The sequence below is a fragment of the Lysobacter sp. TAB13 genome (assembly GCF_052113885.1).
GTDB lineage: Bacteria > Pseudomonadota > Gammaproteobacteria > Xanthomonadales > Xanthomonadaceae > Lysobacter > Lysobacter gummosus.
This window is the reverse complement of the sequence record NZ_JBFRDR010000035.1, coordinates 1-14,349: the sequence shown is the minus strand read 5'-3', so window position 1 is coordinate 14,349 and position 14,349 is coordinate 1. Positions and strand designations below refer to the sequence as shown.

The following is a 14,349-nucleotide window of genomic DNA, read 5'->3' as shown; positions in this document are numbered from 1 at the left end:
GCAAGCGGGAGAGGGGCTCGCAGATTCGACGCTGCCTAAATTGCGAGAGAAAGCTGCGGAGTCGAGCCCTTCTCCCGCTTGCGGGAGAAGGTGCCCGGAGGGCGGATGAGGGGGCGCTTTACCCGCGGACCTTCAAGCCTCACTCAAAGCCCATCATCCCCCTCAAACCACAAGCAGCGGATCGCGGCGACCGGCACCCAGCGGCTATCATCGATCCCCATCCCCCCACGGTGCCGCGCGCACCGAAACGCCGCCTGTGAGCATCCGCCAACTCCCCGATACCCTCATCAACCAGATCGCCGCCGGCGAAGTGGTCGAACGGCCCGCGTCCGTGGTCAAGGAACTGGTCGAGAACGCGCTCGACGCCGGCGCGCGCCGGGTCGATATCGACCTGGAAGAAGGCGGCGTGCGCCTGATCCGCATCCGCGACGACGGCAACGGCATCGCGCCGGAAGAACTGCCGTTGGCGGTTTCGCGCCACGCCACCAGCAAGATCGCTTCGCTCGACGACCTGGAAGGCGTCACCACCCTGGGCTTCCGCGGCGAAGCGTTGCCGTCGATCGCCTCGGTCAGCCGCTTCGCGCTGTCGTCGCGGCGGATCGGCGAGGACCGCGGCGCGGTGCTGGAGATCGACGGCGGCCGCCTCGGCGAAGTCACGCCCAAGTCGCATCCGCAAGGCACCACGGTCGAAGTGCGCGACCTGTTCTTCAACGTTCCGGCGCGGCGCAAATTCCTCAAGGCCGAGCGCACTGAGCTTGGCCACATCGAGGAATGGCTGCGGCAACTGGCGCTGGCGCGGCCCGATGTCGAACTGCGCGTCTCGCACAACGGCAAGGCGACGCGGCGCTGGAAAGGCGAGGGCGACCTGGTCGATATGGGCCTGTCGGACGTGCGCATCGGCGAAGCGCTGGGCGAGGAATTCGCCAAGAACGCGCTGCGCGTGGACCACAGCGGCGCCGGCCTGCGCCTGCACGGCTGGATCGCGCAGCCCTCGTACAACCGCGCCAGCGCCGATCAGCAATACCTGTATTGCAACGGCCGCTCGGTGCGCGATCGCAGCATCGCCCACGCGGTCAAGCAGGCCTATGCCGATGTGCTGTTCCACGGCCGCCAGCCGGCGTACGTGCTGTTTCTTGAACTCGACCCGCGCCGGGTCGATGTCAACGTGCATCCGGCCAAGCACGAAGTGCGTTTTCGCGATGCGCGGCTGATCCACGACTTCGTCTACCGCACTCTCAACGACGCCCTGGCCGAAACCCGCGCCGGCACCTTGCCGTCGGCGCAGGTGCCCGGCGGCGGCGATCCGTTCGCTGCCGCGAACGGCGAGGGCGCCGCGCCGTCGAACATGTACCAGTACCGGGCGACCGCGCCGCTGGGCCTGCAGGTGCGCGAAACCCAGGCCGGCTATGCCGCGTTGTACGGCAACGGCGGCGGCTCGGTGTCCGGCCCCGCGCCGGGCGCCGGACTGTATGCCGGCTCCGGCAGCGCCTACGCCGCGCCGTCGCCGGGCATGCCGCTGCCGGCGTTGCCGCGCAGCGACGACGACAGCCTGCCGCCGCTGGGCTACGCCATCGCCCAGTTGCACGGCATCTACGTGCTGGCCGAAAGCGCCGAAGGCCTGATCGTGGTGGATATGCACGCCGCGCACGAGCGCATCGGCTACGAAAAACTCAAGACCGCGCACGACGGCGAGGGCCTGCGCACGCAGCCGCTGCTGGTGCCGGCGACGCTGGCGGTGTCCGAGCGCGAGGCCGAGGTCGCCGAGCGCGAGGAAGCCACGCTGATCGCGCTGGGTTTCGAAGTCACCCGCAGCGGCCCGCAATCGCTGACCCTGCGCGCGGTGCCGGCCTTGCTCGCTCACGGCGACGTCGAGGCGCTGTTGCGCGACGTGCTGGCCGACCTGCGCGAACACGGCGAATCGCGCCGGGTCGCGGCGGCGCGCGACGAACTGCTTTCGACCATGGCCTGCCACGGCGCGGTGCGCGCCAACCGCCGTCTCACTTTGCCGGAAATGAACGCCTTGCTGCGCGAAATGGAAGCGACCGAACGCTCCGGCCAATGCAATCATGGGCGCCCTACCTGGGCGCGCTTCTCCCTGCCCGAAATCGATCGTTGGTTCCTGCGAGGACGTTGAGATGTCTGCAGTCCGCCCGTTGTTGCCAGGCCTTGGCATGCCGTTGTTGTGCGCCGTTCTGCTGCTGCCGGCGCTGGCCGGCTGCGACTCGCCCGAGCAGCAGGCCGCGCGTAAGCGCGAAGCCGCCAGCGTGGCCCAGGCCAGCGAGAATTTCTCCCGCGACGAGCAACTGTGGCGCGAGCAGCGCCGCGCCGAGCTGACCAAGCCCGACGGCTGGACCAGCCTGATCGGCCTGCATCCGATCGATCCGGGCTCGCATTATTTCGGCAGCGATCCCGACAACGGCATCCGCCTGCTGCTGGGCCCGGAGCACATCGGCCTGCTGTCGCTGGACAAGGGCCGCCTGCGTTTCGTGCCCGAAAGCGGGGTGGCGCTGACTTTCAACGAGCAGCCGCTCAAGGGCGCGATCAACCTGCTCGCCGACGACTATCCGGCCGGGCCGAGCAAGATCGGCTTCGACGAAGGCAAGGGCCTGCTGACGGTGATCGAACGCGGCGACAAGTACTACCTGCGCGTGCGTCACGCCGACGCGCCGGCGCGCACCGGCTTCAAGGGCATCGATTACTGGCCGGCGCAGGAAGACTGGAAAGTCACGGCCAAGTTCGTCGCCCATCCGGCCGGCAAGACGCTGGATGTAGCCAACATCATCGGCAACATCGAAGCCACGCCGAATCCGGGCGCGATCGAGTTCGAGCGCGACGGCCAGACCTATCGCATCGAAGCGCTGGACGAAGGCGACGACGAACTCATGCTGGTCTTCGCCGACCGCACCAGCGGCCACACCAGTTACAGCGCCGGCCGTTTCCTCGACGTGCCGCGGCCGAATCTGCAGGGCAAGGTCACGGTCGATTTCAACAAGGCCTACAACCCGCCGTGCGCGTTCACCGCGTTCGCGACTTGCCCGCTGCCGCCGGAAGGCAATCGCCTGAACCTGGAGATCACCGCGGGCGAGAAGACGTACAAATCCGATGCGGGCGCGGCCCCTGCCGCTCCGCATGCTTCGTGACGACGCGCCGCTCCGGCGCGATCGCCGTCGCACCCACCGTGAATCAAGGAACTCCCCGCCGATGCGGTTTTTGAAGTTGTTCGCCCTGCCGCTGCTGAGCGCGAGCCTGCTCAGCGTGTCGCTGACCTCCGCCACCGCGATCGCCGGCGGCGAACAGGCCGCGCCGGCCGCGGCGAAGGCGCCGCCGGTGCCGCTGCTGTGGAAGATTTCCGACGCCGACAACGCGGTGTATCTGCTCGGTTCCTTCCACCTGCTGCGCGCCGACGACTATCCGCTGTCGGCCGACATCGATCAGGCTTTCGCCGCTTCCGACAAGGTGGTGTTCGAAGTCGCGCCGGAGGAAATGTTCGACCCCACCGTCGGCCAGCGCTTCATGCAGCGCGCGCGCTATCAGGACGGCCGCACCCTCAGCAAGGAGTTGCCGGCGGACCTGCGCGAAAAACTCAATCGCGTGCTGGCCAAGAACGGCCGCTCGCTGAGTCAGGTCGATGCGCTGGAGCCGTGGTTCGTCAACCTGTCGCTGGTGCTGGGCGTGTCGCAGTCGATCGGCTTCAGCCCGCAACTGGGCCTGGACCAGTACCTGATGCGTCAGGCCGCCGAAGCCGGCAAGGCCACCAGCGGCCTGGAGAGCATGGATCACCAACTCGATGTCATGGACTCGGGCCCGGTGGACGAACAGATCAAGGGCCTGCGCGAATTCCTCGACAAGCCCGACGAAGTGCCGGGCATGCTCGAAGACATCCATAAGGCCTGGCGCAACGCCGATCTGGCCGAACTGGACGAAAAAGCCCGGCGCGAGATGAAGGACAAGACGCCGCAGACCTATCGCATGGTCAACACCGAGCGCAACGATGCCTGGGTGCCGCAGATCCAGAAGCTGCTCGACGATGCGAAGAAGGGCGACACGCTGGTCGTGGTCGGCAGCCTGCATCTGCTCGGCGACGACGGTTTGATCGAGCGCCTGCGCGGCAAGGGCTACAAGGTCGAACGCGTGTGCGCGGCCTGCGCGAGCGGCACGCCCGATCTGGCCGCGCCGGTGGCGCCGGCACCAGCCGAAGCGACGGAAGCCGGCGGCAAGCCGGCGAAGACCGGCTCGGGCAAACCCGCTCGATAAGCTTTTCGTAGCCGCGTTCGCGCGCCGCGGTGCGGCGCTAAGCCCGGATAGTGCGAACGCCGATTCGCGCCGCGGATCAGACCGCGCCGCGCATCGCTGCTGCGCCGGCCTGCGCCGCCGGCACCAGCACGATGCAATCCACCGGACAGGCCGGAACGCACAGCTCGCAACCGGTGCACAGCGGCTCGATCACCGTGTGCATGTGCTTGGACGCGCCGATGATCGCATCGACCGGACAGGCCTGGATGCACTTGGTGCAGCCGATGCAATCGGCTTCGACGATCAACGCCACCGGCGCCGGCTTGTGCTCGCCGCGGGCGCGATCGTAGGGGCGCGCGGCCACGCCGAGCAGCCGCGCCAGCGCGCGCGCGCCGGCATCGCCGCCGGGCGGACAATGATCGATATCGGCCTCGCCGCGCGCCATCGCCTCGGCATACGGCCGGCAACCGGCGTAGCCGCATTGGCCGCATTGGGTCTGCGGCAGGAGTCGGTCGAGGCGTTCGATCAGGTCCATGGTGGGGAGGAGTGAGTTCGCAGGAGTGAGGAACGAGTAAAAGCCAAAGGCTATGCGCCATTACGCTTCAACCGACCTCTCGCTCGTGCCTTTACTCGTTCCTCACTCCTCTTCACTCATTCCTGGCCTCAACGCACCGGCATGCCCGGCGCCGCGCCGCCGTCGGCGTCGAGCAGGAACAAGTCGCCGCCGTCGAAACCCGCCGACAGGATCATGCCTTCGCTCAAGCCGAAGCGCATCTTGCGCGGGGCGAGGTTGGCGATGAACACCACGCTGCGGCCGACCAGCTTTTCTGGTTCGGCGTAGGAACCGCGGATGCCGGAGAAGATCTGGCGCTTGCCCAGATCGCCGGCGTCGAGTTCGAACCGCAGCAGCTTGTCGGAGCCTTCGACGAATTCGCAGGCCAGCACCTTGCCCACGCGCAGGTCGAGCTTGGCGAAGTCGTCGATCGCGATGGTCGCGGCGGCGCCGGCGTCGGCCTTCGCGGCCGGAGCAGGCTTGGCCGCCTCGGGTTTGGCGGACGCAGCAGGTTTAGCGGCGATGTCGGCCGTCGGCGCGGACGGGGCGAGGGATTCCTTGCTGGCTTCGATCATGTTCTCAATCTGTTTTTCGTCGATACGGGTGAACAACGGCGTGTAGGCGCCGATGGTGTGCGCGGTCAGCGGTGCGGCCAGATCGCTCCAATGCGCGACCGGCGCCTGCAGGAAGGCCTCGGCCTGCGCGGCGACGCGCGGCAGCACCGGCTTGAGCGCGGCGGCGAGCACGCGGAACAGGTTCAGTCCCTGCGTGCACACGGCCTGCAGCTGCGCATCGGCGCCGTCCTGCTTGGCCAGTACCCACGGCTTGTGTTCGTCGATGTACTTGTTGGCTTCGTCGGCCAAAGACATGGCTAGGCGCACGGCGGTCGCGGCTTCGTTACGGTCGTAGGCCTGCGCGATCGGGATCAGCTGATCGACGAAACGCTGATACATACCCGCATCCGGCAGCGTGTCGGCGAGTTGGCCGTCGAAACGCTTTTCGATGAAACCGGCGCAGCGGCTGGCGATGTTGACGAATTTTCCGACTATGTCGGCCTTCACCCGCGCGACGAAGTCGGCGAGGTTCAAGTCGATGTCCTCGACGCCGCCGCTGGTCTTGGTGGCGAAGTAGTAGCGCAGCGCTTCCGGGTCCAGGCCGACGTCGAGATAGGTGCGGGCCATGATGAAGGTGCCGCGCGATTTCGACATCTTCTCGCTGTTGACCATCAGATAGCCGTTGACGTGCAGGCGGGTCGGCGCGCGGAAACCGGCGCCGTGCAGCACCGCCGGCCAGAACAGGCCGTGGAAGGTGACGATGTCCTTGCCGATAAAGTGATGCAGCTCGGCCTGGCTGTCGCGCGCCAGATACGACCAGAAGTCCAGGCCTTCGCGTTCGCACAGCACCTGGAAGCTGCTCAGGTAGCCGATCGGCGCGTCGATCCACACGTACAGGTACTTGCCCGGATGGCCGGGAATTTCGAAACCGAAGTAGGGCGCATCGCGCGAGATGTCCCAGGCGCGCAAGCCGCCTTCGGCGTCCAGCCATTCGTGCAGTTTGGCGCGGATGCCGGGCGTGCCGACGTCCTTGGCCAGCCATTCGCGCAGGAACGCCTCGAAGTGACCGACCTCGAAGAAGAAATGTTCCGAGTCGCGCAGCTCCGGCGTCGCGCCGCTGACCACCGAGCGCGGTTCTTTGAGTTCGGTCGGCGCGTAGGTCGCGCCGCAGTTCTCGCAGTTGTCGCCGTATTGGTCGGGCGTGCCGCAGTTCGGGCAGATGCCCTTGACGTAGCGGTCGGGCAGGAACATGCCCTTGACCGGGTCGTACAGCTGCGCGACCGAGCGCCGGCTGACGTGGCCGTTGTTGTCCAGGCGCGCGTAGAAGCCTTCGGTCAGCGTGCGGTTGCCGGCCGAGTGGGTCGAGTCGTAATGATCGAAATGCACGCCGAAATCGCGGAAGTCGAGTTCGTGCCGGACCTTGATGTCGGCGATGTACGCCTCCGGCGTCTTCCCGGCCTTTTCCGCGCCGAGCATGATCGGCGTGCCGTGGGTGTCGTCGGCGCAGACGTAATGCACGGTGTTGCCGCTCATCCGCTGCGCGCGCACCCAGATGTCGGCCTGCATGTAGCCGACCAAATGACCGAGGTGGAGTTCCCCGTTGGCGTAGGGCAGCGCGTTGGAGACGACGATTTCGCGGGACATAAGCGGATAGGCCGTGGTTGGTCGTGAATTATGGCACGCGACCCGCGCGGGCTTGGCACGGGGGCTGCGTTTCGGGTTCAGAGGGTGGCGACGCGCAAAAACAAGAAACCCGGCCGAGGCCGGAAGGTACGGCTTAAAACAAGAAACCCGGCCAAGGCCGGGTTTCCGTGAACATACGGACCGGCCGGGACTTATTCGTGACGCATCCAGGTCTGGGTGCGGCCGAGCAGCGAGAAACCCATGAAGCCGCGCACGTCGAGCTTCTTGCCGCTGTCGGTGGGGGTGATCTTGACCGAGTAGATCTTGCCGGTGGCCGGGTCGAGGATCTGGCCGCCGTCCCAGGTGTCGCCGTCCTTGCGCACGCCCCACAGGATGACCATGCCCTTGACCGGCTTGCCCTTGCGTTCGCCCGAGCACTTGTCGCACAGCGGGTTGGGGCCGCGTTCGGATTGCAGGACTTCGTTGACCCGGCCGGCGAGGCTGCCGTCCTTGGCCTCGTAGATTTCGACGATCGACTTGGGCTTGCCGGTCTTGTCGTCGATGGTGGTCCACGAGCCGACCGGCGTGGCCTGGGCGAACGCCGCCGTCGGCAGCGCCAGCAACAGTAATGCGAGCAGTTTGATGCGCATGTATCCCCTCCCAGAGACAGTGAGCGTGGTTTCGGACCGCGTGCTGACCGAGGGCCGGCCATGGCGGTTGCAGTCTTTATACCGCATCCGCCTGGGTATGGAAGCGGTGCGCGGCCGGCATTCAGGCCGAGGCTGCGCCAGCCGCGCGCAGGGGCGCTGAAACGGCGGTGGAGGCCAGGTCGCAGCGGCGTGTCACCGGTTCGCGCGACGACACCGGACGAACTGCGGCGCAAAGCAAAGAAGCCCGGCTCGCGCCGGGCTTCTGGTTAGAACGTCAACGCGGTTGATCAGAACTTGTAGGTCGCGCCGGCGTACACGTAACGGCCGAGGTTGTCGTAGTTCGAGTTGGCGGCCGCTTCGCCGAAGTAGTTCAGCGGCGGATCCTTGTCGAACACGTTGTCGGCGCCCACGTACAGATCCAGTCCGGTGTTCGGGACCTTATAGCCGACCTGCAGGTTGTGGTAGGTGTACGACGGGTTGCGGATCGGATTCACCTGGCCCGGGTTGCTGTTGTAGCTGCCCGGCTCGACGCGCAGGTTGCCGTCGATGTAGCGCATGTCCCAGCTCGCGCGCCACTGGCCGATCTTGTAGCTGGCGTTGAGGCTGGCGCGCCAGCGCGGATCGCTGACATAGGTCAGGAATTCCTTGTACTCGTTCGGGAAGTCCTGGAACGCCCATTCGCGCGAGGAGATCAGGCGCGTGCCGACGAAGCGCAGCGAAGCCTGGCCGCCGGCCATCTCGAAGCGGTAGTCGGCTTCGATGTCCACGCCGGCGCGGCGCGAGCGGGCCAGATTCTCGTTGAGCGCGGTCCAGTTGTAGATCGTGCCCGCCGGGAAGGTGCGGCCCTGCGGATCGATGTAACCGCCCGCCGGAGCGCGCTTGATCGCCGCGCAGAAGTCGTTGTTGACGCCGCCGGGGGAGTCCACGCAACGGGTCGCCATCTGCTCGGCGGTGACCGCGCCGATGGCGTCCTTCAGGTTGACGCGCCAGTAGTCCACCGACACGCCGAAGCCCTGGATGAACTCGGGCTGCCACACGAAGCCGTAGGAGAACGAACGCGCTTCCTCGACGTTGAGGTCGGGGTTGCCGCCGCTCACGCCCGGGTAGTTGCCGCCGTAGGTGTTCTGGTAGTTGGCCGGCAGGCCGAGCGCTGCGCAGTTGCTCGCGCGCAGCGCCGGATTGGCCGCGGTGTTGACCGAGTTGGTGCGGCCCGGACGGGTGTCGCAGGGATCGTTGATGGTCGCGAAGTTCTGCGTCTGCGGGCTGAACAGCTCGCCGATGTTCGGCGCGCGCACCGCCTGGGCCAGGCTGGCGCGGACGCGGAAGGAATCGTTGACCGCCCAATCCAGACCGACGTTCCAGGTCTTGGTCTCGCCGACCGTGCTGTAGTCGGAGTAACGACCGGCCAGGTCCAGGCTCAGGCGCTGCACGCCCGGCAGATCGGCCAACAGCGGGATGGTGGTTTCGGCGAAGATTTCCTTGACGCTGTATTCGCCCTTGCGGCTGGGAATGGCGTTGAGGAAGGTCAGGCCCTGCGCGGCCAGCGGATCGGTGTTTTCTTCGCTGGTTTCCTTGCGGTATTCCACGCCGCCGGCGAAGCCGACGCCGCCGGCCGGCAGCTCGAACAACGAGCTGTTGGCGACCGAGGCGCTGAACACCTGCTGGGTGATCTTGGTGCGGTTGACCGCGTCGTAGTTGAACCAGTCCGCCGCCTGCGGATTGACCGCGCCGTTGCCGAAGATGCTGAAGGGCACGCAGCCCTGGCGCGACAGGTCGAGGTAACGCACGCCGGTGTTCGGGTTGATCGCGTTGGGATCGACCGAGACGCGGCAGGCCAGATTGCCGCTGCCGTCGCGCACCACGTCCATGCCGGCCTGCCAGCGGTCGTTGATGCGGTTGTTGAGGTTCAGGCGGTCGATTTCGGTCTTGCCGTAGACGCCGGACACTTCATAGGTCCAGTTCTCGCTCAGGAAGCCTTCGAAACCGGCGACGTAGCGCTGGGTCTTGCGCTCGACGTTCTCGCCGCGACGGCCGGCATCGACGTTGAAACGCGAGACCTGCAGCATCTTGGCGCGGTCGGTGAGGCTGTTGAGGCCGTTGGCGTCCATCAGCGCGGCCAACTGCGGCGACAGCAGCGCGTTGTCGCGGCGGATGCGCAGCGGCTGGTCGAAGCTGGGCTGAGCCAGGAAGTCCGACTCGGTCTTGGTGTACTTGCCTTCGAAGAAGAACTTGTGGTTCTCGTTGATGTCGTAGTTCAGCAGCGTGTTGACGCTGTAGCGGTCGAAGCCCGGCTGCAGGTCGGCCACGCCGTTGAGGTCGACGAAGTCGCAGTTCACGCAGGTGTTCGGTCCGTCGCGCGGGCCCTCGTAACGGGTCGGGCGGAAGGTGCCGTCGGGGTTGAACTGGTAGCGCGTGGCGCCGGCGTTGAAGGTGCCGCCGTAGGAAATGCTGGAGTTGCCGCCCGGGCCCATGAACACGCGCTGCGGGTTTTCCTGCGTCGGCGGCAGCGCCGGGTTGTAGTTCGGGTTCGGCATGCTGACCATGAACTCGCGGCCGATCTTGCGATCGCCGCGGCCGAAACGGTCCTGCTTGCTGTACTCGGCCGAGTACACGATGCTGCCCTTGCCGCCGGCGAATTCGTTGCCGCCGGTGAAGCTGGCGAAGGAACGGCTGAAGTCGCCTTCGCTGGCGTCGCCGGTCTGGGCGCGCAGCTCATAGCCGTCGAACTTCTTCTTCATGATGAAGTTGACCACGCCGGCCACCGCGTCGGCGCCGTAGACGGCCGAGGCGCCGCCGGTGATCACTTCCACGCGTTCGATCAGTTCCACCGGGATGGTGTTGACGTCGACCGCGGTCGAGCCGGACAAGCCGCCGACGTGGCGACGGCCGTTGACCAGCACCAGGGTGCGGGTGGTGCCCAGGCCGCGCAGGTCGAGCAGGCCCAGGCCGGCGGTGCCGATCGAGCGGGTCGAGTTGCCCAGCGTGTAGGTCGCCGACAGCTGCGGCAGGGTGGTCATCAGGTCGGCGATGGTCACCGCACCGGTGGAGCGGATTTCTTCCGAGCTGATGCCGATCACCGGCGACGGGGTGACGAAGCCGATGCGCTTGATGCGCGAGCCGGTCACGGTGACCGCGTCGATGTCGGTGGGCGTGGCGGCGGCGCCGTCGGCCTTGGCCGCTTCTTCGGCGGCGTAACCGGCGCCGCTGGCCGAAATCAGGATCGCGGAGACGACCGCGGCCGTCAGCCTGCTGCGTTGCAGGCCGTGGATATGTACTGCCATCAGGTGTTTCCCCCTAGCTGAGAACTGGAATCGTGGAGCTGATCTATTTGTGGTGGATCTACGTGTTCGGGTTGCCTTCCAGGGCATTAACAATCCTTTTACAAAGCTGAACTTAACACGACTGTAATAAATTTTCAGATGCCGCTTAGGCTGCATATCTTTGCCGAATGCCAACACTCAACTAGCTGAATGCAATGCAATCTTGTGTTTTTTTATGTGCGTTCGGTCAAATTTCGGGAGTTTCGAAGGCCCGCTCGGCGTTGTTGCGGTTTCGTTATATGTGTCACAGTGTGAAAAGGGTGAATGCAATTTTGAGTGGCGATATTAACAAAATCGGCCCGACCCGGCCTCGACCGGATTCGGGCCGGGCGGACCCGTCCGGATGCGGCCGTCGCGGCACCCGCGCCGGTCCGCGCGCGAGCGGACGCCGCCGGCCGCAGGCCTTACCATGTGCATCGGCCGCCGCGGCGGCATTCCCCTGATCGAGTCCCCATGCGCTATCGAATTCCGCGCCCGACCGGATCGCCGGTATGAGCGAGAACCTGCAAGCGGCCATCGCGGCCCTGACCCTCCCCGACACCGACCTGAGCCTGAGCGACAGCGAGGCGCGCGTGCGCGCCGGCCTCGGCGAAGGCCGGGTCGCGGTTTCCATCCACGCCGGTTATCCGCTGCAGGGCCTGCGCGCGGGCCTGGAGGCGGCGATCGCCGCGCTGCTGGCGCCGCAGGGCCTGAGCCTGGCCAGCCTGGAATTGAATTCGCGCATCGTTTCGCATGCGGTCCAGCCCAACCTGTCGCCGTTGCCGAACGTGCGCAACGTGATCGCGATCGGCTCGGGCAAGGGCGGGGTGGGCAAGTCCACCACCGCGGTCAACCTGGCCCTGGCCCTGGCCGCCGACGGCGCCCGCGTCGGCGTGCTCGATGCGGACATCTACGGCCCCAGCGTGCCGACCATGCTCGGCGTCCACGGCAAGCCCGACAGCCCGGACGGCAAGCACATCGAGCCGCTGCGCGCGCACGGCATCGAGGCCATGTCGATCGGCCCGCTGGTCGAGCAGGACACGCCGATGATCTGGCGCGGCCCGATGGCGACCTCGGCGCTGACCACCTTGCTCAACGATACCCAGTGGAGCGAACTGGACTATCTGATCGTCGATCTGCCGCCGGGCACCGGCGACATCCAGCTGACCTTGTCGCAGAAGATTCCCGTGGCCGGCGCGGTGATCGTGACCACGCCGCAGGACGTGGCCACGCTGGACGCGCGCAAGGCGCTGCGCATGTTCGAGAAGGTGCAGGTGCCGGTGCTGGGCCTGATCGAGAACATGGCCGTGCACATCTGCTCGAACTGCGGCCACGCCGAGCATCTGTTCGGCGAAGGCGGCGGCGCGCGCATGGCGGCGCAGTACGGCGTGCCGTTGCTGGGCAGCCTGCCGCTGGAGATCGCCATCCGCGAGCAGGGCGACGCCGGCGTGCCGGTGGTCGTGGCCCAGCCCGATTCGGCCGCCGCGCACGCCTATCGCGGCGCCGCGCGGCGCCTGGCCGTGCAACTGGCGCGGCGTCCGCGGGTCACCCCGTCGATCTCGGCCTCGCTGCTGGGCTGAGGCGGGCGCGCCGGATCGGCCGCAGCCGTCGCCGCGCCGATTCCTGCGCCCGCGCCGCAGCCTTTACAATCGCCGCCTTCCCTGTCGTTCGTTCGCGCGGCCCCGCCGCGCCCTGATTGGAACACCGCATGAGCATCAAGTCCGACCGTTGGATCCGCCGCATGTCCGAGCAGCCCGGCGGCATGATCGAGCCGTTCGAGGCCGGTCAGGTCAAGCATGCCGCCGACGGCCAGCGCATCGTCAGCTACGGCACCTCCAGCTACGGCTACGACGTGCGCTGCTCGCGCGAGTTCAAGGTGTTCACCAACATCAACTCGACCATCGTCGATCCGAAGCATTTCGACCCCGGCAGCTTCGTCGATATCGAAAACGACGTGTGCATCATCCCGCCGAACTCCTTCGCCCTGGCGCGCACGGTCGAGTACTTCCGTATCCCGCGCGACGTGCTGGTGGTCTGCCTGGGCAAGAGCACCTACGCGCGCTGCGGCATCATCGTCAACGTGACCCCGCTGGAACCGGAGTGGGAAGGCCACGTGACCCTGGAATTCAGCAACACCACGCCGCTGCCGGCGCGCATCTACGCCAACGAGGGCGTGGCGCAGATGCTGTTCTTCCAGTCCGACGAAGTCTGCGAGACCTCTTACAAGGACCGCGGCGGCAAGTACCAGGGCCAGACCGGCGTCACCCTGCCGCGGACCTGAGCCATCCCAGCCGGGCCCGATCGCGCCCGGCCGCTTCGACCGTTTTTACCGACCCGGGCAGGGGGCGCGCGCCCCCTGGCCTGCCCGCGTGCGCGGGTCGCGCCGCCCTGGCAGATAATCCGATGCGAATTGGCTGCGATTCGACGCGTCGATTGCGCCCTGCTCCTGTTATCTTCGCCGGGCAAACCCAAGGCGCCGCGGCGGGGAACCGCGGATGCCCTATCAACCCGCAAGGAGTAAACGAATGGACCCGCAGAACCCTTATCAGAGCCCGCAGTCGTCGCTGACCGCACCCGACACCGGCAACCAGGAACTGGCCGATCGCGGCGTGCGTCTGGTCGCGGCGATCATCGACGGCGTCATCATGCTGGTGTTGATGCTGCCGCTGATGTTCATCGGCGGCTACTTCAACGCCGTCATGGAAGCCTCGCAAACCGGTCAGCAACCCTATGGCCTGCAGATCCTGTGGGGCATCGGCGGCCTGCTGCTGTTCTTCGCGGTGCAGTACCTGCCGCTGAGCCAGACCGGCCAGACCTGGGGCAAGAAGGTCATGAAGATCAAGATCGTCGATCTCGACGGCCAGAAGCCGAGCATCGGCACGCTGCTGGGCAAGCGTTATCTGTTCTCGCAGGGCGTGGGCATCATCCCGTGCCTGGGCGCGGTGGTCGCGCTGGTCGATGTGCTGATGATCTTCCGTGAAGATCGCCGCTGCCTGCACGACCAGATCGCCGGTACGCGGGTTGTGATCGCGCGCTGATTCGGCGCAGGAGGTTCGGGATTCGCTAAAGCGGATTGATCGGATCTTCCAGTAACAAAAAACGCGTCGATGCGAGAGCATCGGCGCGTTTTTTTTGTTGGTGGCGGGCAGGTCTGAAGGCGTCCGTTCGTTGCTGTCGCCGTTGCTGTCGATCTTGCCGTCGCCGTCGCCGTCGCTGTTGTTGCTGCTGCCGTTGTCGTTGCTTAGCTTTAGCTGTTGCCCGGCGCAGCTAGTAACTCGCGAGACCGATGGACACCCGAAGGGCGGCGCACATGGACGTGCGCCGGGTCCCACCTTGGGCAGGATGCCCAATGTGGGACCTGCCTGCGCAGGCACCGCACTCGTGGCTTTTGACTCGAAACAGCCCAAAGCGTTTTCTTTGGTTACTTTCTTTGTCGC

Annotated in this window: 11 protein-coding genes; 7 read left to right on the top strand and 4 right to left on the bottom strand. The window is 66.5% G+C overall.

Going from position 1 to position 14,349, the window contains the following annotated elements:
- Window positions 1-256 precede the first annotated feature (256 nt).
- The 3 genes from mutL to AB4Y92_RS24345 all read left to right on the top strand — a co-directional run bounded on the left by mutL (window position 257) and on the right by AB4Y92_RS24345 (window position 4,254).
- Window positions 257-2,134: a DNA mismatch repair endonuclease MutL gene (gene mutL / locus AB4Y92_RS24355; protein ID WP_235114274.1), complete on the top strand. Its 1,878-nt coding sequence runs from the start codon at window positions 257-259 to the stop codon at window positions 2,132-2,134.
- A gap of 1 nt (window position 2,135) precedes the next feature.
- Window positions 2,136-3,140, top strand: a complete 1,005-nt coding sequence (locus AB4Y92_RS24350) for a DUF1684 domain-containing protein (RefSeq protein WP_441821971.1) — start codon at window positions 2,136-2,138, stop codon at window positions 3,138-3,140.
- Between the two features lie 61 nt (window positions 3,141-3,201).
- Window positions 3,202-4,254 (top strand): TraB/GumN family protein, encoded by a 1,053-nt coding sequence (locus AB4Y92_RS24345; RefSeq protein ID WP_441821970.1) that lies wholly within the window; start codon window positions 3,202-3,204, stop codon window positions 4,252-4,254.
- 76 nt (window positions 4,255-4,330) lie between these two features.
- Here AB4Y92_RS24345 and rnfB read toward each other — a convergent pair whose 3' ends face one another.
- The 4 genes from rnfB to AB4Y92_RS24325 form a co-directional block, all read right to left on the bottom strand.
- Entirely contained in the window at window positions 4,331-4,822 is a 492-nt protein-coding gene (gene rnfB / locus AB4Y92_RS24340; RefSeq protein WP_441821993.1) for an Rnf electron transport complex subunit RnfB, read from the bottom strand.
- Between the two features lie 74 nt (window positions 4,823-4,896).
- On the bottom strand, window positions 4,897-6,984 hold the full coding sequence (gene metG / locus AB4Y92_RS24335) for a methionine--tRNA ligase (RefSeq protein ID WP_441821969.1): 2,088 nt from the start codon (window positions 6,982-6,984) through the stop codon (window positions 4,897-4,899).
- A gap of 191 nt (window positions 6,985-7,175) precedes the next feature.
- Window positions 7,176-7,613, bottom strand: a complete 438-nt coding sequence (locus tag AB4Y92_RS24330) for a DUF2147 domain-containing protein (protein WP_441821968.1) — start codon at window positions 7,611-7,613, stop codon at window positions 7,176-7,178.
- Window positions 7,614-7,900: 287 nt separating this feature from the next.
- Window positions 7,901-10,897 (bottom strand): TonB-dependent receptor domain-containing protein, encoded by a 2,997-nt coding sequence (locus tag AB4Y92_RS24325; protein WP_441821992.1) that lies wholly within the window; start codon window positions 10,895-10,897, stop codon window positions 7,901-7,903.
- Window positions 10,898-11,424: 527 nt separating this feature from the next.
- Here AB4Y92_RS24325 and apbC point away from each other — a divergent pair.
- The 4 genes from apbC to AB4Y92_RS24305 form a co-directional block, all read left to right on the top strand.
- Window positions 11,425-12,492, top strand: coding sequence for an iron-sulfur cluster carrier protein ApbC (apbC, locus tag AB4Y92_RS24320; RefSeq protein WP_441821967.1), 1,068 nt, complete (start codon window positions 11,425-11,427; stop codon window positions 12,490-12,492).
- Window positions 12,493-12,620: 128 nt separating this feature from the next.
- Entirely contained in the window at window positions 12,621-13,193 is a 573-nt protein-coding gene (gene dcd, locus AB4Y92_RS24315; protein WP_036115729.1) for a dCTP deaminase, read from the top strand.
- 244 nt (window positions 13,194-13,437) lie between these two features.
- Window positions 13,438-13,950: an RDD family protein gene (locus AB4Y92_RS24310; protein ID WP_441821966.1), complete on the top strand. Its 513-nt coding sequence runs from the start codon at window positions 13,438-13,440 to the stop codon at window positions 13,948-13,950.
- Between the two features lie 130 nt (window positions 13,951-14,080).
- Window positions 14,081-14,349 (top strand): hypothetical protein (locus AB4Y92_RS24305; protein ID WP_441821965.1); only part of this gene is annotated, 269 nt, incomplete at its 3' end.

What these genes read in the sequence shown, in the direction of transcription:
- AB4Y92_RS24350 (WP_441821971.1), top strand. Translation starts at nt 2,136, where the DNA reads ATGTCTGCAGTCCGCCCGTTGTTGCCAGGCCTTGGCATGCCGTTGTTG.
- AB4Y92_RS24345 (WP_441821970.1), top strand. Translation starts at nt 3,202, where the DNA reads ATGCGGTTTTTGAAGTTGTTCGCCCTGCCGCTGCTGAGCGCGAGCCTG.
- metG (WP_441821969.1), bottom strand. Translation starts at nt 6,984, where the DNA reads ATGTCCCGCGAAATCGTCGTCTCCAACGCGCTGCCCTACGCCAACGGG.
- AB4Y92_RS24330 (WP_441821968.1), bottom strand. Translation starts at nt 7,613, where the DNA reads ATGCGCATCAAACTGCTCGCATTACTGTTGCTGGCGCTGCCGACGGCG.
- apbC (WP_441821967.1), top strand. Translation starts at nt 11,425, where the DNA reads ATGAGCGAGAACCTGCAAGCGGCCATCGCGGCCCTGACCCTCCCCGAC.
- dcd (WP_036115729.1), top strand. Translation starts at nt 12,621, where the DNA reads ATGAGCATCAAGTCCGACCGTTGGATCCGCCGCATGTCCGAGCAGCCC.
- AB4Y92_RS24310 (WP_441821966.1), top strand. Translation starts at nt 13,438, where the DNA reads ATGGACCCGCAGAACCCTTATCAGAGCCCGCAGTCGTCGCTGACCGCA.